The organism is Methylobacterium sp. J-072 (genome assembly GCF_022829425.1).
Taxonomy (GTDB): domain Bacteria; phylum Pseudomonadota; class Alphaproteobacteria; order Rhizobiales; family Beijerinckiaceae; genus Methylobacterium.
The window spans coordinates 137434-158133 of record NZ_JAKSYK010000083.1; the positions used below are offsets into that span (position 1 = coordinate 137434).

A 20700-nucleotide genomic window follows, 5' to 3' on the forward strand; every position below is an offset into this window, starting at 1 on the left:
GAAGCCAGCTCACAGGCGCATCCGGCGGAAGGGCGCGGCGAGGTCGGCAGCGTCGGTGCGGGCGGCATCCGGCTCGTCGCCGCGATGCTCGTAGCGGGCGGCGGCGAGCCGCAGGATCGCGAGCCGCAGGGGCGCCGGGAGCGGCGGCCCGTCGCCCCCGAACCCGGCCGCGACCTCGATCAGGATCGTGCGGCCGGCCGGGTCCGGCACGCCCAAGTCGATCAGCAGGCCCGGCGCCTCGATCGGGTCGGGCCCGAGGCGGACCAGGCCGGCGGCGAGTTCGGTGACGCCCTTGGCATCGGAGAAGCCGACGCGGACCAAAGCCGCGAGCGGGCTCAGCGGCAGGGCCAGCCGGCCGTTCGCGGGCCAGGCATCGAGGGCGATCCGGTAGCGGCCCGGCACCAGGATCCGGCGCGCCTCGATCTCCAGGCTGGCCCGGGCGGCGGTGATCAGGGCCTGGAGCAGCCCGTCCTCGGTGCCGCCATCGTCGGAATCGAGGCGCAGGTAGGCCCGCAGCTCGGCGACGCTCACCGGCTCGACCACGGCCCCGTCGGCGCGTATCGGGATCATCGCGTTGCCCCCTCGCTGGAAGTTTCGAATGCCGGTCTCGAAGCGCCGCCAGGCGGCCCTCACCGTCCTGGCCGCTGTCCTGTCGCTCGCGGGCCATCCGGCCGGCGCGATCGTCGGCGGCGCGGAGGCGCCGGCCGGCGGGGCCGTGATGGTCCTGTCCTCGAAGGGCGGCGTCTGCACCGGGCTGGTGCTCGCCCCCGATACGGTGCTGACCGCCGCCCATTGCGCCGCCGCCGGGCGGGAACACCGGGTCCATTTTCGCGACGCGGCGGGCGCGCCGGTCCTGGTCGAGGTCTCAGCGCGGGCGGTGCATCCGGGCTACGATGCCGGCGCCGCATCGGGGCGGCGGCGCTCCATCGACCTGGCGCTGATCCGGACCACGACGCCCCTGCCGCCGCTCTTCGCCCCGGTCACCTTGAGCGCGGCGCTGCCGCGGGCCGGCGAGTCCCTGACCCTGTCGGGCTACGGCGCGGCCCGGCCCGGCGACCCGCGCTCCACCGGCACCTATCGCAGCGTCGCCTTGCCGGTGATCGAGCCCCACGGGCCGAGCCGCATCCTGGTCTGGCTCAAGGGCGACGCGGGCGGCGGCTGCCAGGGCGATTCCGGCGGCCCGATCGCCGGGCCGGACGGCGCCGTGCTGGCGCTCGCCGCCTGGATCGGCGGCCCGTGCGGCGGCCTCACCCAGGGTATCCTGGTCGGGCCGCAGCGCGGCTGGATCGACCGGGTGCTGGCGGGGTGGGGCCGGACTGCGCGGTGGGGCCGTTAGGTTGGCATGCTTGACTGACACGCGCCTTCCCTCCCCCCTTTGCGGGGGAGGGTGGCCCCTGCGTCAGCAGGGGTCGGGAGGGGGGAGCGCGGTTTCCGATAAAGGGGCTTTGATCGCAGCTGCTACATCCTGCAACGTCGCGCTGCCCCTCTCCCGACCCGCTTCGCGGGCCTCCCTCCCCCGCAGAGGGGGGAGGGAGACACGCGCGGATCCGGCCCCCCGTCGAAAAAGCCCCGTGTGGCGCGTCAGGACACGCTCGCGCACCGACCGACAAACATGCAACCTCGACGCCCGGCCCGTACCCGGCCTAAGACCGAGCTTGGTCGATCCCGAATGCCCCCGCACCGCCTGGTGCGCCGACATGGAGACAGCCTGCCCGTGACTGGACGCCTCCTCGCCGCGACGCTCGTCGTCGCCTGCCTCCAGTTCGCCCCGGCCCGGGCGCAGGAACCGGCCGCGATGCCGGCCGCCACCGGCCAGTGGACCCACGCGATCACGTTGATGGGCGAGCCCAAATACGGCTCCGACTTCAAGCATTTCGACTATGCCGACCCCAATGCACCGAAGGGCGGCCTCGTGCGGATGGGCGCGCAAGGTGGCTTCGACAACTTCAACATCGTGGTCGCCGGCCTGAAGGGCGATCTCGAGAACGGGGTTCAGCAGATCTACGATACGCTGATGACCGAATCCTCGGACGAGCCGTTCACCTCCTATGGCCTTCTGGCCGAGGCGGTGCGGATCGCTCCCGATCTCGGCTCGGTCTCGTATCGCCTGCGCGAGAACGCGCGCTGGCATGACGGGAAGCCGATCACCCCCGAGGACGTGGTCTGGTCCTACGGCGTGCTGAAGGCCAACTCCCCGTTCTACGCCGCCTACTACCAGACGGTCGCCAAGGCCGAGGCGACCGGCCCGCACGAGGTGACCTTCACGTTCACCGAGAAGGGCAACCGCGAGCTGCCGCAGGTGATCGGCCAGCTGCGCGTCCTGCCCAAGCATTGGTGGGAGGCTAAGGACGCCAACGGCAAGCCGCGCAGCCCCACCGAGACCACCCTGGAGCCGCCGCTCGGCTCCGGCCCCTACCGGCTCGCCAAGTTCGAGCCCGGCCGCAGCGTCACCTACACCCGCGTGCCGGACTATTGGGGCAAGGACCTGCCGGTGAATGCCGGGCGCTACAACTTCGACACCGAGCGCTTCGAGTACTTTCGCGATGGCACCGTGCTGGTCGAGGCCCTGAAGGGCGACCTCTACGACTTCCGGGCCGAGAACATCGCCCGCAACTGGGCCACCGCCTACGACGACTTCCCGGCCGTGAGGGAGGGGCGCCTGATCAAGGAGGCGTTCCCGGAGCGCGGTACGGGCATCATGCAGGCCTTCGCGTTCAACACCCGCAGGGACAAGTTCAAGGATCCGCGGGTCCGCCGGGCGTTCAACCTGGCCCTGAACTTCGAGGAAATGAACAAGGCCCTGTTCTACGGTCTATACAAGCGGATCAACTCCTACTTCTTCGGCTCGGAGCTCGCCTCCGCGGGCCTGCCGGAGGGCGAGGAGAAGGCGATCCTGGAGAGCGTCAAGGACAAGATCCCGGCTTCGGTCTTCACCACGCCCTATGCCAACCCAGTGAACGAGACCCAGGACGCCGTGCGGAAAAACCTGCGCGAGGCCGTCGGGCTGCTGCGCGAGGCCGGCTACGAGCTGCGCGGCGGCAAGATGGTCAACAAGGCCACCGGTGAACCGCTGACGGTCGAGTTCCTCGAGTTCCAGAACGCCTTCGAGCGGGTGATCCTGCCCTTCTCGGCGCAGCTCAAGCTGATCGGCATCGACGCCACCCTGCGGGTGATCGATGCGGCCCAATACCAGAACCGGATCCGCGATTTCGATTTCGATATCGTCGGCAACGTGTGGGGCGAGTCGCTCTCGCCGGGCAATGAGCAGCGCGAGTTCTGGGGCTCGGCGGCGGCCGACAAGCCGGGCTCGCGCAACCTGATCGGGATCAAGGATCCCGGCATCGACGCGCTGATCGAGAAGGTGATCTACGCGCCCGACCGGGCCGGCCTGGTCGCCGCCACCCGGGCGCTGGACCGGGTGCTGCTCGCCCACGATTACGTCGTGCCGCAATGGTCGGCCAGCGAGCAGCGCACCCTGCGCTGGAACCGGTTCGGCCATCCGGCAATCCTGCCGCGCTACGCCGGCTCCGGATTCCCGACGACGTGGTGGTACGACGAAAAACTGGCCGCCAAGACCGGAGCCCCGCGTTGACGAAAGCGCTCACCGCCGAAGTGGATACCGGTTCGGCGCAAGTGCGTGCGTCAGACCAAGGATCGAGAGCCGCTCTCGATTGCAACGCGATCGAGAGCGGCTCTCGCCGCCCCTGGCGGCCGAGCCGGCGCGGCCTCGTCCTCGGTGCCGGCGCCCTCGCGGCGATCCGTCCCGCCTGGGCAGCCGGCGAGGAGCGCCACGGCCTGTCGAGCTTCGGCGAGCTGAAATACGCCCCCGGCTTCGCGCATTTCGACTACGTGAACCCGATCGCCCCGAAAGGCGGCCGGTTCTCGACGCAGCTCCCCGGGACGATCGGCAACCAGTCGCTCAACACCTTCAACACGCTCAACATCTACGTGCTGCGCGGCGACGGTGCGGCCGGGCTGGACCGAACCTTCGACAGCCTGATGGTCCGCGCGCTCGACGAGCCGGATGCGGTCTACGGGCTGGTGGCGCGGGCCGTCACGGTGAGCCCCGACGGCCTGACCTACACCTTCGCGCTGCGCCCCCAGGCCCATTTCCACGACGGCTCGCGGCTCACCGCCCGGGACGCCGCCTTCAGCCTCAAGCTCCTGCGCGACAAGGGCCATCCGTCGATCGCCGAGGTGATCCGGCCGATGACCGACGCCCGGGCCGAGGGCGACGACACCCTCGTCGTCACCTTCGCGGAGGGCCGCGCCCGGGACCTGCCGCTGTTCGTGGCCCAGCTGCCGATCTTTTCCGCTGCCTATTACGGTGCCCGCGACTTCGAGGCGTCGAGCCTCGAGGCGCCGCTCGGCTCCGGCCCCTATCGGGTCGGCGCGGTCGATCCCGGCCGCTCCATCGGTCTGGACCGGGTCCCGGATTACTGGGCGGCGGACCTCGCCGTGACGGCCGGGCAGAACAATTTCGACGCGATCCGCTACGAGTATTTCCGCGATCGCACCGTGGCCTTCGAGGCGTTCAAGAGCGGCGCCTTCACGTTTCGCGAGGAGTTCACCGCCCGGGTTTGGGCCACCGGCTACGACTTTCCCGCCGCCACCGAGGGCCGCGTGATCCGCCAGACCGTGCCGGATGCGCGGCCCAGCGGCACGCAGGGCTGGTGGATCAACACCCGCCGCGCGCCGTTCCGCGATCCGCGCATCCGCGAGGCGATCGGCTTGTGCTTCGACTTCGAATGGTCGAACCGCAACCTGATGTACGGCGCCTACACGCGCACCGCTTCGTTCTTCGAGAATTCCGACCTCAAGGCCACCGGCAAGCCCTCGGCCGAGGAGCTCGCCCTGCTGGAGCCGTTCAAGGATCTCCCCCCGGAGGTGTTCGCCGAAGCGTGGACGCCGCCCGTCTCGGACGGGTCCGGCCAGGACCGGGCGCTGCTCAAGCGCGCCGACGCGCTGCTGCGCGAGGCCGGCTGCACCCGCCAAGGCGGCGGCCTCCTGCTGCCGGGCGGCCAACCCCTGTCCATCGAGTTCCTGGACGACGATCCCGTCTTCCAGGCGGTGACCCAGCCGTTCATCCGCAATCTCGGGCTGCTCGGGATCAAGGCGACCCACCGCACCGTCGACCCGTCGCAGTACCAGGCCCGGGTCAACGACTTCGACTTCGACGTCACGTCCCGCCGCTTCGCCGGCGGCGTCACTCCAGGCTCGGAGCTGCGCGAACTCTACGGCTCCCGGGCGGCCGCCACCCCGGGCTCCAACAACCTCTCGGGCGTGGCCGACCCGGCCATCGACGCCCTGCTCACGGCCATCGCGGATGCTAAGTCCCGCGCCGCGCTGACGACCGCATGTCAAGCGCTCGACCGGGTGCTGCGGGCCCGGCGCCTGTGGGTGCCGATGTGGTATTCCGGCGCGCATCGCCTGGCCCTGTGGGACCTCTACGGCCGCACCGCGAACCCGCCCAAATACGACCTCGGCGCCCCCGGCACCTGGTGGTACGAGGCCGACAAGGCCAAGCGGATCGGGCGGGACTAGAACCAGTATGCTCGGCTACATCCTGCGCCGCATCGGCCTGATGATCCCGACCCTGTTCGGGATCATGCTGATCACCTTCACCATCGTGCAATTCGCCCCCGGCGGTCCGGTGGAACGGGTGCTGTCGCAGATGAAGGGCCAGGGCGACGGCGCCCTATCGCGGGTCACCGGCGGGGCCGGCGATCTCGGCGGCGGCGGCCGGTCCGCAGGGGGCGGAGACGGCAATTCCCGCTATCGTGGCGCGCAGGGCCTGAGCCCGGACTTCATCGCCAAGCTGGAGAAGCAGTTCGGCTTCGACAAGCCAGCCCCGGAGCGCTTCGCCAAGATGCTCTGGGACTACGCAAGGTTCGATTTCGGCCGCAGCTATTTTCGCGACGTCACCGTCATCCAGCTGATCAAGGAGCGCCTGCCGGTCTCGATCTCCCTCGGCCTGTGGATGACGCTGCTGTCCTACGCGATCTCGATCCCGCTGGGCATCCGCAAGGCCGTCAAGGATGGCGAGCGGTTCGACCGCTGGACCTCCTTCGTGGTGATCATCGGCTACGCGATCCCGGGCTTCATGTTCGGGCTGATGCTGATCATCCTGTTCGCGGGCGGCTCATTCTACCAGTGGTTCCCGCTGCGCGGCCTGACCAGCGAGGGCTGGGAGAGTTTTTCCACCTGGCACAAGCTCACCGACTATGCCTGGCACATGGTGCTGCCGCTCACCGCCCTGGTGATCGGCGCCTTCGCCACTTCGACGCTGCTCACCAAGAATTCCTTTCTCGACGAGATCCGCAAGCAATACGTCCTGACCGCCCGGATGAAGGGCCTGTCCGAGCGCCGCGTGCTCTACGGCCACGTCTTCCGCAACGCCATGCTGATCGTGATCGCCGGCTTCCCGGGCGCGTTCATCTCGGCCTTCTTCACCGGCTCACTGCTGATCGAGACGATCTTCTCCCTCGACGGCCTCGGCGAATTGTCGTTCCGGTCGATCGTGGGGCGCGACTATCCGGTGGTGTTCGCGACCCTCTACATCTTCTCCCTGCTCGGGCTGGCGGTGAACCTGCTCTCGGACCTGATCTACGTCTGGATCGACCCGCGGATCGACTTTTCCGCCCGGGCGACGTGAAGGGCTGAACGGGCGATATCGGGTCTGGGTGCGGGCTGGTTTCGACCCAACGTGGCCAATCGCATCGCCGTCGGCGCTTCCCGAGAACGGCCCTTCGTCAGCCGTCCACCGACTTCGGCTAGGGGTAGCAACTGGACCTTGGTTTTTCGTTTCAAAGTAGACGTTTCGCCTCCCACCAAACCTAAATTGCAATCAATTAACTTCGTTCTTCGCCGAAGAAGTATTATTTTCGAGCGCGTGGGAATTATCGAATCATTACCTGCGGTAAACATATTATATATGTCTTATTCATCACCATATATTAGGTAAAATCTACGGCAATCGATCTCAATGCATGTGCTGAGTAAAAGCATTTCGATCAACGCATCAATAAACGGCCCGTCATACACATTGATTGCAGCATTGGCAGACATGAACACACTCGATGCGGCATCTATGTGGTAATGATATTTATATATTCTGCATCTGGCGGAAGATGTAGATAATACGCAACGTTACTACGTATCCTGACTTGCTTCTTATTTTTGTAATTTTCTTACATTTCCGCAATCGGAAATGCAATGCTAGGATGTATTGCAATAACAGGCAACCAGCATCCCATTTTGAGGATCTCCATGGACATGCCGACGCCCAAGGGCCTCGACACGGAACCGGATACCAACAACGACGCGACGCTCGCCCGGTTAGCGCGAACGCTCGGCTGCAAGCCGGACCGCTTCTTCGACGTAGCTCGCACGGGCAAGGAGAAGGACACCTCGGAACTGATTCACGTATGGCTCGCGATCAGAAGTCCCGAGGGTCGAGATGCGGTGTTCGCTTTCGCGCGCGAGGTTTTGCATTCAGAGACGAAGGCAGCGCACCGCAATTTCCGCAAATAACTGACAAGGGTCAAGTCAATTATAATCACATCGCGGATTCGATTTAATAAATATAATTGCCTGCTATTCTTCATTGTGCCTAAATCAGATCGTTTTCGATCTTCTAACCGTGGATTAATTCAATAAGTACTATAACTATTGATTTACATCAATATAAAATCCAGATTTACTGAGATGGAGTGCGCGAAAATGCGTGATTTATTCCTCACAAAGGCCGCAAAACCACAAGATCGATATAAAGATTGGCGAGAATTCTCTGATGAGCGTTTCATGCCGATGGTTCACACCCGAACCAATGACGATGTTTTCGACGCCTCCGCCAAAGGAACGGCCTTAAGTTTTTTAGATATCACTCGGGTTTCATTAAGCGCAGTAACACTGGATGCCACAGCTCAAACCGTCCGGCACCATCTCAATAAACCTGACGTGCTCGGTTTTAGTATAAAGATAGATGGAGGGTGCGCAGTAACCCAATATGATCGCACATTTATTCAGAAGCGCGGCGATATATCGATCGTTGATGCAAACGCGCCCTTCAGATTTACGCATTTTGAAAAATCTGAACACCTAATTGTTCAAATACCTCGAAATAAAATCGAGTATCAATTAGGATCTGCTCGTAATTTTGTGGCACTCAGCATGAAAGATGCGCCTACGTCTACCCTTGTTGCATCATTTTTTCGGAATTTGCTTCAGATCAATCATGAACTGACGACCGATGCGGCTAGCCGATTGGCATCGATCGGCTCCGATCTCATTGTGGCCAGTGTAGCGGAACGCATGGCCATGGAAACGCCCAAATCTCTGCGGGGCACAGTTGCTGTGCAAAATGCCAAAGCATACATTGAAAGCAATATATCCGATCAAAGTCTTGCCCCATCACAAGTAGCTGCCGCCGTAGGTGTTTCCTTACGTCAATTACAAAGCTTGTTTAGCGATCGTGGCCAGCAATTGTCGGCGTGGATATTGCGTAGAAGGCTTGAAATCGCAGCAGAACGGCTGACCGATCTTAGTATCGCACACCTGTCTATTGGAGATATTTCCTATTCTTGCGGATTCTCAAATCAATCACATTTCTCTCATCGTTTTAAAGAACGGTATGATATCAGCCCACTTGAATTTCGACATCTCAAGTCGTCAGCCGGCACGATGGCGACGTCTGCTTCAACGCTCACCCATCAGAGGCAGGTGATAGCAAAACCTCTGTGGACCCCCCCTCGGGTGGAAGCGATTTCCAGCGGATAGCACAGTGTCGGATGCTGCCATCTGCCCAGCCTCTCGATACGGCTGTTGGCTGCAGCCCGGATGGGCGTTCACGGATCGAAACCAAGTCACTCAAAGCTTCCGGCTGGCGAAGGCTCAGATGTGCGTGATCCGCGGGGCGCCGTCGAGGGCGTACAGGTTGGTCACGAGATGCGCGGTGTAGGCCCGGGCCGGCGCGATCGCCGCCTCCCAGGCTGCCAGCGTCGGCGCGAGGCCGCCGGGCCTGAGCCGATAGGTGCGGATCTCGTACACGCCGTGGTGCGAGCCGATCCGCACTGGCGACAGGAACGGGAACGGTGCGTCGCTGTCCATGGTCAGGGCCATGATGTGATCGCCCGCGTGGAACCGCGGGGCGCTCATCAGGGCGCTCCGCCGTCATCGCCTCGGGGCCTCGAAGCCGAGCAGCGTCCCGGCCTCCGCCTCGGCGGCCCAGGCCCGCGCCCGCTCGGAGACCTGGCCGACCGCAAGCAAGGGGCACGATAGCCTCGCGCGCTCACAGAGCAGGCTTGGAGGCTCGTCGATGCCAGCCGCGCCTCCCGCCCCAACCGACATGGCTTCGAGCCCGGGACGCCGGTGAAGTGGCCCGCCCAATGCTCCGGCGACGCTCGACCTCCGCGCCACCAAAACGCGAAGCGCCGGGGCCATGCGCGCCCGTTTCAAGGCAGCCTGTCACGATCAAAGCTTCAGCCTCATTGATCCCGACTACGATTGCGGTAGCACTGCACGGGCCGTGCAACGCAGGATCGTACGGCGATCGTGATCGGAGCACCCATGCGCCTCTCGACCCTTCTCGTCGGCCTTTGTCTCGGAACCGCGCTGCCCGGCGCGGTGCTGGCGCAGCCGGCCCCGAAACCCGCGCCGGCGGCGGCTCCGGATCCGGCGCTGCTGAAGGTCGCCCGGGAGACGGTGGCACAGATGCAGGGGGATCGCGCCGCCACGCTCGGCTCGATGGCGGCCCCGATGGTCGGCATGATGCAGCAGATCGGCATCAAGGAGCCCGACAAGGCGCAGGTGCTGGTCCAAGAGGTCGTGATGCCGACCCTGTCCGCGCATTACGACGAACTCCTCGACATCCAGGCCCGGGGCTTTGCGACGATCCTGAGCAAGGACGACCTGCAGGCGATCGCGGCGTTCTACGCCACGCCCACCGGCAAGCGCCTCGCGGCCGCCCAGCCGCAACTCGCCCAGATCCAGCTGGCGGGCATGCAGCAATGGATGCAGGCGGTGGCGCCCGAGATGCAGGGCAAGATCGTCAAGGCGGTCCAGGCCCATGGTTGGGGGCCGGGCGGCCAAGCGAAGCCGAAGTGACCGACTGATCCGGTTCGGGCGAAGGCCGCGCGGGTGGTCTACGGCGTTCCTCCACCGCCCAGCACCCGTGCCACGGTGCTCCGCAGAGCCTGCGCGCTGCGATAGCCGACGGCCGCCGCGACCATCCCCGGCGGGCGGCCCTCGGCAGTCAGCGCAAGCGCCCGGATCACCCGGGCCCGCGCCCGCCAGTCACCAAAGCTGAGCCCGGTCTCGGTGCGGAACCGCCGGGTCAGGGTGCGTCGGCTCGCTCCGGCGCGGTCGGCCCAGGCGTCGAGGTCCTCCGCGGCCGCGGGATCCTCGATCAGGCCGAGGCAGACCCGGCGCAAGCGGGCATCCCGCGGCAGCGGCAGGGTGAGCGGCGTCTCGGGGGCGCGGCCGATCTCGTCGAGCACCAGGGCGGCGAGGTGGCCGCCGCGGCCGGCCTCATCGTACAGAACCAGCTCCGCCCCCAGCGCCGCGAGCGCCGCGGCGAGCAGGGGCGAGACCAGGATCACCCGGCAGCGATCCGGGAAGGCCGACACCGCGGCCGGGTCGAGATAGGCCGAGCACATCGCCACCGCGCCGTGGGTCGCCACGGCGTGCGGCAGGCGCGGCGGGATCCAGAGCGCGTGCCCCTCCGGCACCACCCAGGTGCCGTCCTCGGCCGAGGCCGTCATCAGGCCCTCCGTGGCGTAGAGGAGTTGCGCGCGCGGGTGGAAATGCCGGTCCAGCCGCATCCCGGCTGGGTAGGTCTTGGGCATCACCGCGACGGTGCGGGGCACGTCCTGATAGTCGGCGGCATCCGTCGAGCGTCCGAAACGCGGCTGCCCGCTCGAAAAAAGTGGCCCGTTCGCATTCATATCCGGCCCGACACCTCCATCGGGCCAGGGTATCAGGGGACGATCCCGGAGGATACGCCGTGATGGATTCGGAAACCCTGTCCCGCCGCACGCTGCGCTTCGTCAACGTCGCGCATGCCCTCGACCACTTCGTGCTGCTGATCTACCCGACCGCGGTCATCGCCATCGCGGCCCAGACCGGGCTCGGCTACGGCGAGCTGATCGGGCTCGCCACCGGTGCCTTCGTCGCCTTCGGCCTGTGTTCGCTGCCGATGGGCTGGCTGGCGGACCGGTTCGGCCGGCGCACCATGCTGGCGGTGTTCTTCTTCGGCTACGGCCTGTCCTGCCTGGGGGTGGCGAGTGCCACGACGCCCCTGAGCTTCGCGCTCTGGCTGTGCGTGCTCGGCCTTGCCTCGGCGATCTACCACCCGGTCGGCTCGACCATGCTGGTGACCCATGCGCGCCGGCTCGGGCGCGACCTCGGCGTCAACGGCGTCTGGGGCAATCTCGGCGCCGCTTCGGCCTCGGGGGTGACCGCGCTGCTCGCCACCACCGCCGGCTGGCGGGCGGCCTTCGTGGTGCCGGGCCTCGTCTGCCTCGCCTGCGGCGCCGCCTTCCTGGCGCTAGTCCCGGGCGACGGCGAGGCCGGCGGCAAGAAGGCCGGGGGCGCGGCCGCGATCGCGGTGAGCCGGCCCTTCGCGCTGATGGCCCTGTACGCCCTGGCGATCTTTGCCGGCGGCGTCACCTTCAACCTGACGACGATCAGCCTGCCCAAGGTGATCGACGAGGGCGTCGGCCACGCCCTGCCGCTGGCGCTGATCGGCTCGCTCGCCACCGTGGTCTTCCTGTTCGGCGCGCTGATGCAGCTCGCCATGGGCCGGCTGATCGACCGGTTCAGCCTCCCGTCCCTGTTCGTGACCCTCTCGGTGCTGCAGCCCCTGGGCCTCGGGATCGCGGCCCTCTCCACCGGCCTGCCGCTGCTCGCCGGGCTGATGCTCGCCATGACGGCGATCTACGGGCAGGTGGTGATCAACGACGCGATGATCGCCCGCTACGTGCCGCCGGCCTACCGGGCCCGGGCCTACAGCGTGCGCTACTTCGTCGGCTTCACCGCCAGCGGCTTCGTGGTCCCGGCGATCGCGGTCCTGCACGACCGCGGCGGCTTCGCGCTGGTGCTCGGCATCGCAGCCGCCTGCGGCGCGGTGATCTGGCTCTCGGCGATCGGCTTTTTGCGGGTGACGCAGGGCGGACCGCGCACCAGGCTGGCGGCGGCGGAATAGGCCGCCAGCCGGATTTACGCGACGCAGATGCCCGGGACGGCGACCGGCCTGAACAGATGCGGACTGGCGGTCGCGCTCTCCGGGTAATCGGCGAGGCGCGCCTGGAATTCCGGGTTGGCGAACGCCGCCCGGAATTGCGCGACCGACTCCCAGACGGCGTAGTTCAGGAACGCACCGCTGCCGGCGATGCCGCGATGCAGTTGGGTCGAGATGAAGCCCGGTTGCCGCTTCATGATCGCGGCGTCGGCGCTCCAGGCGGCCAGCAGGCCCTCGGCATCCGCGGGCGGCACGACGAACGTGTTGACGAGGACCACCGGCCCACCGGCATCCGCATCCTTGAGCTGCTCGGCCAGCGTGACGGTGCGGTCCATCTCGATAAGGTTCGGCATCTCAACAAGTCTCCTTCAATCTCTGCGCGGTGGGGGTTGAGGCGGGGGGATTGTCGAGGCGACGCTGCAACAGGCGCAGCAGATCACGGGCGGCCTCGATGCGCTCGGGCGGAAGGTCGGCGGCCAGGGCCTCGGCCCAGGATTCCTGGCGCCGGCTCGCGGCTTGATAGGCGGCCTCGCCCTGCTCGGTCATGCTGACCAGCATGGCGCGCCGATGGTGCGGGTTCGGATCCAGGCGGACGAGACCGTCCGCGCGCATGTCGTCGACGGAGCGCTGAACCGCCTGGCGGGTCAGGCCCATGTTGCGGGCGATGTGCGCCACCGGGAGCGGGACCGACGCGAACGCGATGGCGCCCAGCACCTGCCAGCGGGCACTGGTCAATCCAAGATCCGCAACCAAAGCGTCGCCGGAGGCGAGCAGGGCGCCGTTGAGCCGGAACACGTCGATGACGAGGTCCGTCAGCGCATCTCGGCGCCGGACAGCCGGCTTGGCTGACGAGGGATCCGCTTGCGTCATGCTCGTGATCATAGGTGGTCGCAACGAGCTGTCAAATTGACAACTCGTTGTCAATTTTTCGGAGACGGACTGCCTTTCGGACCATCGGGAAGCCACGCTCCATCGGCTGCCCACATCGCATTTCGGCCCGTCTTGGATCGAGGGGATCCCGCACCATCGTCGCCCCCCGCGGCGCGGTTTGCCGCCCCGGGCCGGCGCTGCTACGCGGCGATGGTTCCGAGCCGCGAGCCCGCCCTTGACCACACTCTCCCTCGTGATCCGGCCCGAGCGGCCGGAGGACGCCCCCGCGATCGAGCGGCTCCAGGCCCGGGCCTTCGGTCCCGGACGGTTCGCGCGCACCGCCTACCGGTTGCGCGAAGGTGCGGCCGAGCGGATCGATCTCGGCGTCACCGCCTCGGTCGGCAGTTTTCTGGTGGGCTCGGTGCGGATGGGGCCGGTGCGGACCGGGCCTACACCCTTCGTCATGCTCGGCCCCCTGGCCGTGGATCCGAGCTTCGCAGGTCGTGGCATCGGCGGCACCCTGACCCGCACGGGCGTCGAGGCCGCCCGGCAGGCGGGCGACGGTTTGGTAATCCTGGTGGGGGATGCGCCCTATTACAGCCGCTTCGGCTTCACCCCGGTCCCGCCGGGCCGCCTGACCCTGCCGGGACCGGTGGACCCGACCCGGCTCCTATGGCTGGAACTGACGAACGGCTTCTGCGCGGGCGTGTCCGGCTTGGTCGAGGCGGTGCGAACCTGAACTCGCGCGCGACGCGCGCCTCACAGGACGTCATGGTTTCAAAAGGGCGGGCCCTTTTGCGGGTCCAGGGCGGAGCCCTGGTGTCGTGAAGGTTTCTCGGGGGCTCCGCCCCAAACCCCGCCAAAGGGCTGAGCCCTTTGGAATCCCGGGCTTTGTCCCCGTTCTAGACCTGAGGCTCGACGCGTCCCTCGATCAGGCGCGCGTACTCGGTTTCCGCCGTGCCGTAGCCGTCCCCGGCGCAGTCGAGCAGCCCATCGCGATCGGTGACTTCGACGCTGCCGCGGCGCTTCCGCACGAAACCGTCCTTCTCCAGCGTCCGCAGGGCCGCCGTCACGCCCGGGCGCTCGACGCCCAGCATGAACGACATGAAATCCTGCGTGACCGTGATCTGGTCGCCGTCGACCCGGTCGTGGCACATCAGCAACCACCGGGCGAGGCGGGTCGCCGTGTTGCCGCGCGCGTTAGCGAAGGCTGTCTGGGCCGTCTGGACGAACTGCGCTTGGATGAAGCGATGCAGCAGCCGGCGCAGGGCCGGGCGCAGGGCCACCTCGGTCCGCAGCACCGCCACGTCGAGGCTCAGCATGTGCCCGGCCATCTGCACGAAGTGGGTATGCGGGCTGCGGTCGTCGTCGAGCAGGATCGGGGCGGCGCCGACCAGACCCTCCCGGCCGATCAGACCGATCTCGACCCGGCCGCTGGGCTCGTCGTTGGTGATCGAGACGAAGCCCACCTCCGGGAAGTGGACCGCCTCAATCGTCGTATGAGAGGAGATCAGCACGTGGCGCAGACGCATCTCCTCGAGATGCAGCGCCGGCTGCAGCGCCGCGAAATCCTCCGGGAGAAGCACCCGGAGGAGGCGGTTGCGCACGTCCGATTGGTGAGGGGAAGCCATATTGCTCGCCTGCTACGGGCAAGAGCACACAGCGTCCCTCAATCACCAGCGCCCGAATCATGGCCGGCGATCGTCTCGATATGGTTTTTTCCCTCGTTACCGCAAGTGTTGCTGAAATGGCGTGTGAGTTTTACAGGACCCATCCGAGAATATTTCCCACATTCGAGCCGATCGATAACGCGCGTCGGATATTTTTTATCTATTTTCGGCCGAAATTGTCGGATTGTGCCTTCAGAATTTCTTGGACACACGCGAAGACAGCCCGTCGATCCTCGGGGGCTCGGATCGCGAGCCACATCTGCAGAAGCTGAGCCGTGTGGCCGACCGAAGGGCCATCGGGTGCCTCAAAGAACAGATCCGTCGAACAGCCTAGCACCGCCGCCAGATCATCGAGCCTCCCCGACGTCCGAGCGGGGGCCAGCGCATTCAAGGCGTTCGGGGTTTTCATATCCATTTCGGGATCTCGATCGATAAATCACGTCGCAATGGCGACGAAAGCGTCTTATCACTGTAAATCGAGTTGCAAAACGGTAATTAAAATACAATACTTCAGAATGCGGAGATCTGAATGTAAAATTCTTACATTTCGAAAGCCAAATTCGAGCATCGTACAAATTGGATATGCAATGAAGCGGGCCTCTGACCTTGATGCCATAGCAGATGCGTGTATCGCCGCCCATGGCGTCATCACGGAACACGGCACGCCTCAGATGAAGATGCTGAGCCGGGTTCTGCTGCACATTGTCGGCAAGGAGATCGCACGGAACCTGTCATCCTCAGAGCATGAGGACGATCAGGCGCGGCATGGGGAGATCACGCGCGTCGCAGCGCCAGGGCCGCGACCAGGCCGGCCGTAAGCAGCGCCAGGGCCACGGGGGTCGCCGACGTCGCGGGCCAAGCCGAGGCCGCGGCCGTGAACAGAGCCCCGAAGGTCATCTGCGTGAAGCCATAGAGACTGGAGGCGGAGCCCGCCGCATGCGGATCGACGTTCATCAGGCCGGCCACCGCGTTGGGGCTGAGCAGGCCGACCCCGACCGCGTAAGCAAACAGCGGCACGATCAGGCTGACGACGCCGAGCATTCCCGTCCGGTCGACCAGCAGCAGCGCCAGGGCTGACGCGATGCACAGGAGGTTGCCGCTGCGCGCCGCCTTGCGGATCGGCACCCGGGTCGCGAGCCGGCTCGCCATTACGGCGCCCCCGACCATGCCGAACACCACGATCAGGCAATCAAACCCCACCTCCTGCGATGAGCGCCCGAGCCGGTCGACGAGCAGGAACGGCGCCACCGCCAGGAAGGCGTAGAGGCTGGTTCCGCCGCAGGCACCCGCCACCAGGTAGGCGCGGAACACCGGGATCTTCACGAGCCGCAGATAGCCCGCCAGGACCGCCACGAAACCGGGCAGTGCCACCTTGTGCCGGTTGGTCTCCGGCAGGGTGAACACCACCAGGGCGCCGAGCAGAGCCACGATCCCGGCCAGCACAACGAACACGGCGCGCCAGCCGAACGCCTCGTTCACCACCCCGCCGATCGCCGGGGCCAGGGCCGGCGTGAGGGTCATGGCGGTGGTCAGGATCGCGAGCTTTTTGGCCGCGTCCTCGCGGGTCGAGACGTCCCGCACCATCGCCCGGCCGATCACCAGGGAGCCGCAGGCCCCGAGCGATTGCAGTACCCGCGCCACCAGCAGAGTGCCGATGTTCTGGGCCGGGATCGCGAGCAGCAATCCGGCCAGGTAGAGGCCCAGCCCGCCGATCAGGATCGGCCGACGGCCGTACCGGTCGGAGAGCGGACCGTACAGGAGTTGGCCGCCCGCGAGCCCGATCAGGTAGACCGTGATGGTGAGCTGCGCGGCGGCCGTGGTGGTGCCGAGGTCGGCGGCGGCGGTGGCGAGCGCGGGCACGAAGATGTGCAGCGCCACCGTGCCGGTCATGGTCACGGCGACCAGCAACGGCAGGGGCGCCCGGCGCCCCGCCGGATCGGCGCTTCGATCGGGCAAGAGGATTCCTTCGCGGTGTCTGACCCGGACTGACATCGGGTCGCGGCCGCCTCAAGGCAAAGGCCGGGCCTGAGCCCGACCGGCTCCCTCGTCCCTACTCCTTCGGCGTCGGCAGCGGCGCGTTGAGGTCCTTGGTCGGGCCGTCGACCTCGAGGTTCTTGGCCCGGTCCACCGCTTCGGGATTGGCCTGGGCCGGGGGCTCCTTGGCGGCCGGGGCGGATGGCGCGGTCGGCTCGGCGGGGATCAGGCTCGACGGCGTGCCCTGCTGGTCGCCGTCATGGGCGCCGGCCGGCGGAGCCGGGGCGTTGCGGTCGCTCGATTCGCTTGGCGCGCGCGGGCTGCCCGCGGATTTCTCCTCGACCGGCTTGGCCGTGCTGGTATCGGCGGGCTTGGCCGGGCTGTCCTTGCCCTCGGAGGCCTTGCCGGCGGCCGGCTTGTCGGCAGACGGCTTTTCAGGCGCGGGCTTGTCCTCGGACTTGGCGGCGGCGGGTGCTGCCTCCGGCTTGGCGTCGCTCTTCTCGACAGCCGGCAACGGCTTGGGGCTGTCGGCGTTGGCGCGCAGGTAGGCGATGACGTTGGCGCGCTCCTGCGGCGAGGCGATGCCGGCGAAGGCCATCTTGGTGCCCGGCGCGTAGCCCTTCGGGCTGGTCAGGAAGGCGTCCAGGTCGTCGTAGGTCCAGGCCCCGCCCTTGCCCTTCAGGGCCGCCGAGTATTCGAAGCCGGCATGGCCGCCCTTCGGCCGCTCGACCACCTCGTACAGGTCCGGGCCGACCTTGTTCGGGCCGCCCTTCTCGAAATTGTGGCAGGCCCGGCAGGCCTTGGTGCCGGCCTCGCCCTTCTCGGCATTGGCGCTGGCGAGCCGCACCGCGATCGGCTCGACCTTGGCCTCCGGGGCCGCGGCGGCGGCCTGTGGCTCCGGCTCGGGCAAGTCGTAACCGGCTTTTCCGGCAGGTCTCGGATGGTAGATCAGCTCGGCGACGAACCCCGATCCGGCCGCGAACAACAGGGCGCCGAGCACGGCACCGAGCACTTTGTTCACCTCGAATGAGTTCATGCTCTTCTCTCGATCTGCCCATGCCGTCACAGGCAGGCACGCCGGGACACAGGACCTTGGAAGATTTCAAGGGTGCTTAGCCGTTCCGGCACGATCTTGACAATGGTGGTCGAGGGATCCGTGCCGTCGCGGGCCAAAACCCCCGTGCCAAATCGCCGAGCTTGTCACCCGGCGGCATCATTTTGCCGGATCGCGAGAGGGAGACCCACGTCGGCGCGAGGGACGACAACCGGGAACAGGCCTGTTAAGCAGCCGCGCTCCGCTGCGAGCCCCTGATCCCCGATCTTTCATGTCCGATCCCCTCGTCCTGATTCCGGCCCGCCTCGCCGCGACGCGCCTGCCGAACAAGCCGCTGGCCGAGATCGCCGGCGAGGCGATGATCGTCCATGTCTGGCGCCGGGCCATGGAGGCCGGGATCGGCCCCGTGGTGGTGGCCACCGACACCGCGGAGATCGTCCGCGTCGTCGAGGCGGCCGGCGGCATCGCCGTGATGACCCGGGCCGACCACCCGTCCGGCTCGGACCGCCTCGCCGAGGCGCTGGAGAGCGTCGACCCGGAGGGGCGCCACGACGTGGTGGTCAACGTCCAGGGCGACCTGCCGACCATCGATCCCGCGATCATCGGCGCCTCGATCGGCCCACTCTCGGACCGGACGGTGGACATCGTCACGCTCTGCGCGCCGATCACCGACGCACACGAGGCCGACAACCCCAACGTCGTCAAGCTGGTCGGCCATCAGGTCGGCCCGGGCCGGCTGCGGGCGCTCTACTTCACCCGCGCCCGCGCCCCCTGGGGCGAGGGTCCGCTCTGGCACCATATCGGCCTCTACGCCTATCGCCGCACCGCGCTGACCCGCTTCGTCGCCCTGCCCCCCGGGGAGCTGGAGACCCGGGAGAAGCTGGAGCAGCTGCGCGCGCTGGAGGCCGGCATGCGCATCGATGCCGTCATCGTCGACGACCTGCCTCTGGGCGTCGACACCCCCGCCGACCTGGAGCGCGCCCGCGCCCTGCTCCAGGCCCGCCGCCTGAACTGAACCGCATTCCCGATGACCGACCGCACCATCGCCTACCAGGGTGAGCCCGGGGCCAACTCGCACATCATCTGCGCCGAGGCGTTCCCGGACTGGGTTCCGCTGCCCTGCGCCACCTTCGAGGACGCCTTCGCGGCGGTCACGGAGGGCCGGGCGCAGCGGGCGATGATCCCGATCGAGAACTCGATCGCCGGCCGGGTGGCGGACATCCACCACCTGATCCCGACCTCGCCGCTGCACATCGTGGCCGAGCATTTTTTGCCGATCCATTTTCAGCTGATGGTCCTGCCGGGCACGAAGTTGGAGACGGTGCGGACCGTGCACAGCCACGTCCACGCGCTCGGCCAGTGCCGGCGGATCGTCCGTCGGCTGGGCCTGAAGGCCGTGGTCGCCGGCGATACCGCCGGCGCCGCCCGCGAGGTCGCGGAGATCGGCGACCCGAGCCGGGCGGCCCTGGCGCCGGCGCTGGCCGCCGAGGTCTACGGCCTCGACATCCTGGAGCGCGACGTCGAGGACGAGGCGCACAACACCACCCGGTTCGTGGTGTTCTCCCCCGATCCCGAACCGGTGGCGGCCGGGACCGGCCCGTGCGTGACCAGCTTCGTGTTCCGCGTGCGCAACATCCCGGCCGCGCTCTACAAGGCGCTCGGCGGCTTCGCGACCAACGGCGTCAACATGTCGAAGCTCGAGAGCTACATGATGGACGGCGAGTTCACCGCCACGCAGTTCTACGCCGAGGTGGACGGCCATCCCGACGACCCGGGCCTCGCCCGGGCGCTCGACGAGCTCGGCTATTTTTCGCGCGAGTTCAGGGTGGTCGGCACCTACCCGGCGCACCCGTTCCGCGAGGCGGCAAGGCCGGCGGCGGAGTAATTCCGCCATAAGCGGCAAGTTCACCGCAGAGCAGGCGCCAACTATCCGGTATGAAGGCTTTGCCGACATGCCTGAGGCGGAACCTCTCAGCCCGGCGTTCAAGGCCTTGGACGACGCAGAGATCGAGCGACGCGCCGACGCCGATCCCGATGCCGGCCTGATCCCGCCGGGCTTCTGGGACCCGGCGTCGCCCGCGTCCGTCGAGACCAAGGAGCAGATCACGCTGCGCCTCGACGTAGACGGGCTGCGGCATTTCCAGAGCGCTGGAAAAGGTTATCAGTCGCGGATCAACGTGGTGCTCAAGAGTTACGTGAGAGCGCAGGAGAAGCGACGCTAAAACCGCTAACTCTCGGCCGCGCTGACCAGGGCCGCCTCAATAAAGGCCGAACGGCTGAGGCCCTTCGCTTCGGCCGCCTCATCGGTCAGACGCAGAAGTCCCTTGTCGATCATGATGTTGACGCGCACCCGCTCGCCCGGGACACGCCGGGGCGCGACCAGCTGCACCATCGCGCCATCGAGATCTTCCGCGACGGTGGGATCGGCACGAAGCTCCGCCAGTGTCCGCGCAGATGGCGGTGGCAAGCCCTCCGAGGCCAGCATGGTGAGATGCCCGGACAGCGCTTCCCGAGCTGAATCGACCGCGGCTTCGAAACTCGGCCCCGCGGAGACACAGCCCGGAACGTCCGGGAATGTGACGCCCCACTCGGAAGCGCCGATCGGCGGATGGATCAGGCCGATATAGGGGGTCATGTCCTTCAATCCTCGCCAAGCGGAGCGTCTGATCACAGGCCGGCAGCCCGGAGGATGGATTTCACCGTCTTGGGATGCATGTCCTTCTTCGGGTGAGGGATCGTGATCTTGCCAGGTTTCAGCGGGTGCTTGAAATGCCGATGGCTGCCGGTGGTCGAATGCCAGATCCAGCCATCCGCCTCGAGCATGCGGATAAGGTCCCGCGAATCCACGCGTAGCACCCCGATGGGAACCCGGATCGCGCGCAGGCAAGCCGTGT

The 20700-nt window shown here is 67.0% G+C and carries 22 protein-coding genes; 12 read left to right on the plus strand and 10 right to left on the minus strand.

Features of this window, described 5'->3' with window-relative positions:
• Positions 1-9 precede the first annotated feature (9 nt).
• Positions 10-570, minus strand: a complete 561-nt coding sequence (locus MKK67_RS08905; RefSeq protein ID WP_243963501.1) for a hypothetical protein — start codon at positions 568-570, stop codon at positions 10-12.
• 28 nt (positions 571-598) lie between these two features.
• Between MKK67_RS08905 and MKK67_RS08910 the strand changes: the two genes are divergently transcribed.
• The 6 genes from MKK67_RS08910 (at position 599) to MKK67_RS08935 (ending at position 8778) form a co-directional block, all read left to right on the plus strand.
• The gene (locus tag MKK67_RS08910; RefSeq protein WP_243963502.1) at positions 599-1336 is read left to right on the plus strand and encodes a trypsin-like serine protease; all 738 of its coding nucleotides are present in this window, start codon (positions 599-601) and stop codon (positions 1334-1336) included.
• 333 nt (positions 1337-1669) lie between these two features.
• The gene (locus MKK67_RS08915) at positions 1670-3592 is read left to right on the plus strand and encodes an extracellular solute-binding protein (RefSeq protein ID WP_243963503.1); all 1923 of its coding nucleotides are present in this window, start codon (positions 1670-1672) and stop codon (positions 3590-3592) included.
• A gap of 89 nt (positions 3593-3681) precedes the next feature.
• On the plus strand, positions 3682-5544 hold the full coding sequence (locus tag MKK67_RS08920; protein WP_243963567.1) for an extracellular solute-binding protein: 1863 nt from the start codon (positions 3682-3684) through the stop codon (positions 5542-5544).
• A gap of 7 nt (positions 5545-5551) precedes the next feature.
• Positions 5552-6655, plus strand: a complete 1104-nt coding sequence (locus MKK67_RS08925) for a microcin C ABC transporter permease YejB (RefSeq protein WP_243963504.1) — start codon at positions 5552-5554, stop codon at positions 6653-6655.
• A gap of 614 nt (positions 6656-7269) precedes the next feature.
• Entirely contained in the window at positions 7270-7533 is a 264-nt protein-coding gene (locus MKK67_RS08930) for a hypothetical protein (RefSeq protein ID WP_243963505.1), read from the plus strand.
• A 189-nt stretch (positions 7534-7722) separates the two neighbouring features.
• Positions 7723-8778 carry a helix-turn-helix domain-containing protein gene (locus MKK67_RS08935; RefSeq protein ID WP_243963507.1) on the plus strand — a complete coding sequence of 352 codons (1056 nt, stop codon included), beginning with the start codon at positions 7723-7725 and terminating at the stop codon, positions 8776-8778.
• A 114-nt stretch (positions 8779-8892) separates the two neighbouring features.
• Here the strand turns inward: MKK67_RS08935 and MKK67_RS08940 are convergent, their stop codons facing one another.
• Positions 8893-9156 carry an NIPSNAP family protein gene (locus MKK67_RS08940; protein WP_243963508.1) on the minus strand — a complete coding sequence of 88 codons (264 nt, stop codon included), beginning with the start codon at positions 9154-9156 and terminating at the stop codon, positions 8893-8895.
• 411 nt (positions 9157-9567) lie between these two features.
• Here MKK67_RS08940 and MKK67_RS08945 point away from each other — a divergent pair, with 411 nt between their 5' ends.
• Positions 9568-10104: a DUF2059 domain-containing protein gene (locus MKK67_RS08945; RefSeq protein WP_243963509.1), complete on the plus strand. Its 537-nt coding sequence runs from the start codon at positions 9568-9570 to the stop codon at positions 10102-10104.
• 38 nt (positions 10105-10142) lie between these two features.
• Here MKK67_RS08945 and MKK67_RS08950 read toward each other — a convergent pair whose 3' ends face one another.
• Positions 10143-10943: a helix-turn-helix domain-containing protein gene (locus tag MKK67_RS08950; protein WP_243963510.1), complete on the minus strand. Its 801-nt coding sequence runs from the start codon at positions 10941-10943 to the stop codon at positions 10143-10145.
• Positions 10944-11005: 62 nt separating this feature from the next.
• Here MKK67_RS08950 and MKK67_RS08955 point away from each other — a divergent pair, with 62 nt between their 5' ends.
• Positions 11006-12202, plus strand: a complete 1197-nt coding sequence (locus tag MKK67_RS08955) for an MFS transporter (RefSeq protein WP_243963511.1) — start codon at positions 11006-11008, stop codon at positions 12200-12202.
• A gap of 14 nt (positions 12203-12216) precedes the next feature.
• Here the strand turns inward: MKK67_RS08955 and MKK67_RS08960 are convergent, their stop codons facing one another.
• Together MKK67_RS08960 and MKK67_RS08965 are read right to left on the minus strand one after the other, a co-directional pair.
• Positions 12217-12591: an antibiotic biosynthesis monooxygenase family protein gene (locus MKK67_RS08960; RefSeq protein WP_243963512.1), complete on the minus strand. Its 375-nt coding sequence runs from the start codon at positions 12589-12591 to the stop codon at positions 12217-12219.
• 1 nt (position 12592) lies between these two features.
• Positions 12593-13108 (minus strand): MarR family winged helix-turn-helix transcriptional regulator, encoded by a 516-nt coding sequence (locus MKK67_RS08965; RefSeq protein WP_243963513.1) that lies wholly within the window; start codon positions 13106-13108, stop codon positions 12593-12595.
• A gap of 235 nt (positions 13109-13343) precedes the next feature.
• Here MKK67_RS08965 and MKK67_RS08970 point away from each other — a divergent pair, with 235 nt between their 5' ends.
• Positions 13344-13847 (plus strand): GNAT family N-acetyltransferase, encoded by a 504-nt coding sequence (locus MKK67_RS08970; protein ID WP_243963515.1) that lies wholly within the window; start codon positions 13344-13346, stop codon positions 13845-13847.
• A gap of 163 nt (positions 13848-14010) precedes the next feature.
• Here the strand turns inward: MKK67_RS08970 and MKK67_RS08975 are convergent, their stop codons facing one another.
• The 3 genes from MKK67_RS08975 to MKK67_RS08985 all read right to left on the minus strand — a co-directional run bounded on the left by MKK67_RS08975 (position 14011) and on the right by MKK67_RS08985 (position 17788).
• Positions 14011-14739 carry a Crp/Fnr family transcriptional regulator gene (locus MKK67_RS08975; RefSeq protein WP_243963517.1) on the minus strand — a complete coding sequence of 243 codons (729 nt, stop codon included), beginning with the start codon at positions 14737-14739 and terminating at the stop codon, positions 14011-14013.
• Positions 14740-15552: 813 nt separating this feature from the next.
• Complete coding sequence (locus MKK67_RS08980) at positions 15553-16770, minus strand: multidrug effflux MFS transporter (RefSeq protein ID WP_409568223.1); 1218 nt, start codon at positions 16768-16770, stop codon at positions 15553-15555.
• 58 nt (positions 16771-16828) lie between these two features.
• Entirely contained in the window at positions 16829-17788 is a 960-nt protein-coding gene (locus MKK67_RS08985; RefSeq protein ID WP_243963521.1) for a c-type cytochrome, read from the minus strand.
• A 289-nt stretch (positions 17789-18077) separates the two neighbouring features.
• Between MKK67_RS08985 and MKK67_RS08990 the strand changes: the two genes are divergently transcribed.
• The 3 genes from MKK67_RS08990 to MKK67_RS09000 all read left to right on the plus strand — a co-directional run bounded on the left by MKK67_RS08990 (position 18078) and on the right by MKK67_RS09000 (position 20028).
• Positions 18078-18821, plus strand: a complete 744-nt coding sequence (locus MKK67_RS08990; RefSeq protein ID WP_243963523.1) for a 3-deoxy-manno-octulosonate cytidylyltransferase — start codon at positions 18078-18080, stop codon at positions 18819-18821.
• A gap of 12 nt (positions 18822-18833) precedes the next feature.
• A complete protein-coding gene (locus MKK67_RS08995) occupies positions 18834-19691 on the plus strand; it encodes a prephenate dehydratase (protein WP_243963525.1) in 858 nt (285 codons plus the stop codon).
• Positions 19692-19797: 106 nt separating this feature from the next.
• Positions 19798-20028 carry a BrnA antitoxin family protein gene (locus tag MKK67_RS09000; protein WP_243963526.1) on the plus strand — a complete coding sequence of 77 codons (231 nt, stop codon included), beginning with the start codon at positions 19798-19800 and terminating at the stop codon, positions 20026-20028.
• Between the two features lie 5 nt (positions 20029-20033).
• Here the strand turns inward: MKK67_RS09000 and MKK67_RS09005 are convergent, their stop codons facing one another.
• Together MKK67_RS09005 and MKK67_RS09010 are read right to left on the minus strand one after the other, a co-directional pair.
• Positions 20034-20441, minus strand: a complete 408-nt coding sequence (locus MKK67_RS09005) for a type II toxin-antitoxin system HicB family antitoxin (protein ID WP_243963527.1) — start codon at positions 20439-20441, stop codon at positions 20034-20036.
• 32 nt (positions 20442-20473) lie between these two features.
• Positions 20474-20662, minus strand: a complete 189-nt coding sequence (locus MKK67_RS09010) for a type II toxin-antitoxin system HicA family toxin (RefSeq protein WP_313899006.1) — start codon at positions 20660-20662, stop codon at positions 20474-20476.
• Positions 20663-20700: the final 38 nt, after the last annotated feature.

What these genes read in the sequence shown, in the direction of transcription:
- MKK67_RS08905 (WP_243963501.1), bottom strand. Translation starts at nt 570, where the DNA reads ATGATCCCGATACGCGCCGACGGGGCCGTGGTCGAGCCGGTGAGCGTC.
- MKK67_RS08910 (WP_243963502.1), top strand. Translation starts at nt 599, where the DNA reads ATGCCGGTCTCGAAGCGCCGCCAGGCGGCCCTCACCGTCCTGGCCGCT.
- MKK67_RS08915 (WP_243963503.1), top strand. Translation starts at nt 1,670, where the DNA reads ATGCCCCCGCACCGCCTGGTGCGCCGACATGGAGACAGCCTGCCCGTG.
- MKK67_RS08925 (WP_243963504.1), top strand. Translation starts at nt 5,552, where the DNA reads ATGCTCGGCTACATCCTGCGCCGCATCGGCCTGATGATCCCGACCCTG.
- MKK67_RS08930 (WP_243963505.1), top strand. Translation starts at nt 7,270, where the DNA reads ATGGACATGCCGACGCCCAAGGGCCTCGACACGGAACCGGATACCAAC.
- MKK67_RS08935 (WP_243963507.1), top strand. Translation starts at nt 7,723, where the DNA reads ATGCGTGATTTATTCCTCACAAAGGCCGCAAAACCACAAGATCGATAT.
- MKK67_RS08940 (WP_243963508.1), bottom strand. Translation starts at nt 9,156, where the DNA reads ATGAGCGCCCCGCGGTTCCACGCGGGCGATCACATCATGGCCCTGACC.
- MKK67_RS08945 (WP_243963509.1), top strand. Translation starts at nt 9,568, where the DNA reads ATGCGCCTCTCGACCCTTCTCGTCGGCCTTTGTCTCGGAACCGCGCTG.
- MKK67_RS08950 (WP_243963510.1), bottom strand. Translation starts at nt 10,943, where the DNA reads ATGAATGCGAACGGGCCACTTTTTTCGAGCGGGCAGCCGCGTTTCGGA.
- MKK67_RS08955 (WP_243963511.1), top strand. Translation starts at nt 11,006, where the DNA reads ATGGATTCGGAAACCCTGTCCCGCCGCACGCTGCGCTTCGTCAACGTC.
- MKK67_RS08960 (WP_243963512.1), bottom strand. Translation starts at nt 12,591, where the DNA reads ATGCCGAACCTTATCGAGATGGACCGCACCGTCACGCTGGCCGAGCAG.
- MKK67_RS08965 (WP_243963513.1), bottom strand. Translation starts at nt 13,108, where the DNA reads ATGACGCAAGCGGATCCCTCGTCAGCCAAGCCGGCTGTCCGGCGCCGA.
- MKK67_RS08975 (WP_243963517.1), bottom strand. Translation starts at nt 14,739, where the DNA reads ATGGCTTCCCCTCACCAATCGGACGTGCGCAACCGCCTCCTCCGGGTG.
- MKK67_RS08980 (WP_409568223.1), bottom strand. Translation starts at nt 16,770, where the DNA reads ATGTCAGTCCGGGTCAGACACCGCGAAGGAATCCTCTTGCCCGATCGA.
- MKK67_RS08985 (WP_243963521.1), bottom strand. Translation starts at nt 17,788, where the DNA reads ATGAACTCATTCGAGGTGAACAAAGTGCTCGGTGCCGTGCTCGGCGCC.
- MKK67_RS08990 (WP_243963523.1), top strand. Translation starts at nt 18,078, where the DNA reads ATGTCCGATCCCCTCGTCCTGATTCCGGCCCGCCTCGCCGCGACGCGC.
- MKK67_RS08995 (WP_243963525.1), top strand. Translation starts at nt 18,834, where the DNA reads ATGACCGACCGCACCATCGCCTACCAGGGTGAGCCCGGGGCCAACTCG.
- MKK67_RS09005 (WP_243963527.1), bottom strand. Translation starts at nt 20,441, where the DNA reads ATGACCCCCTATATCGGCCTGATCCATCCGCCGATCGGCGCTTCCGAG.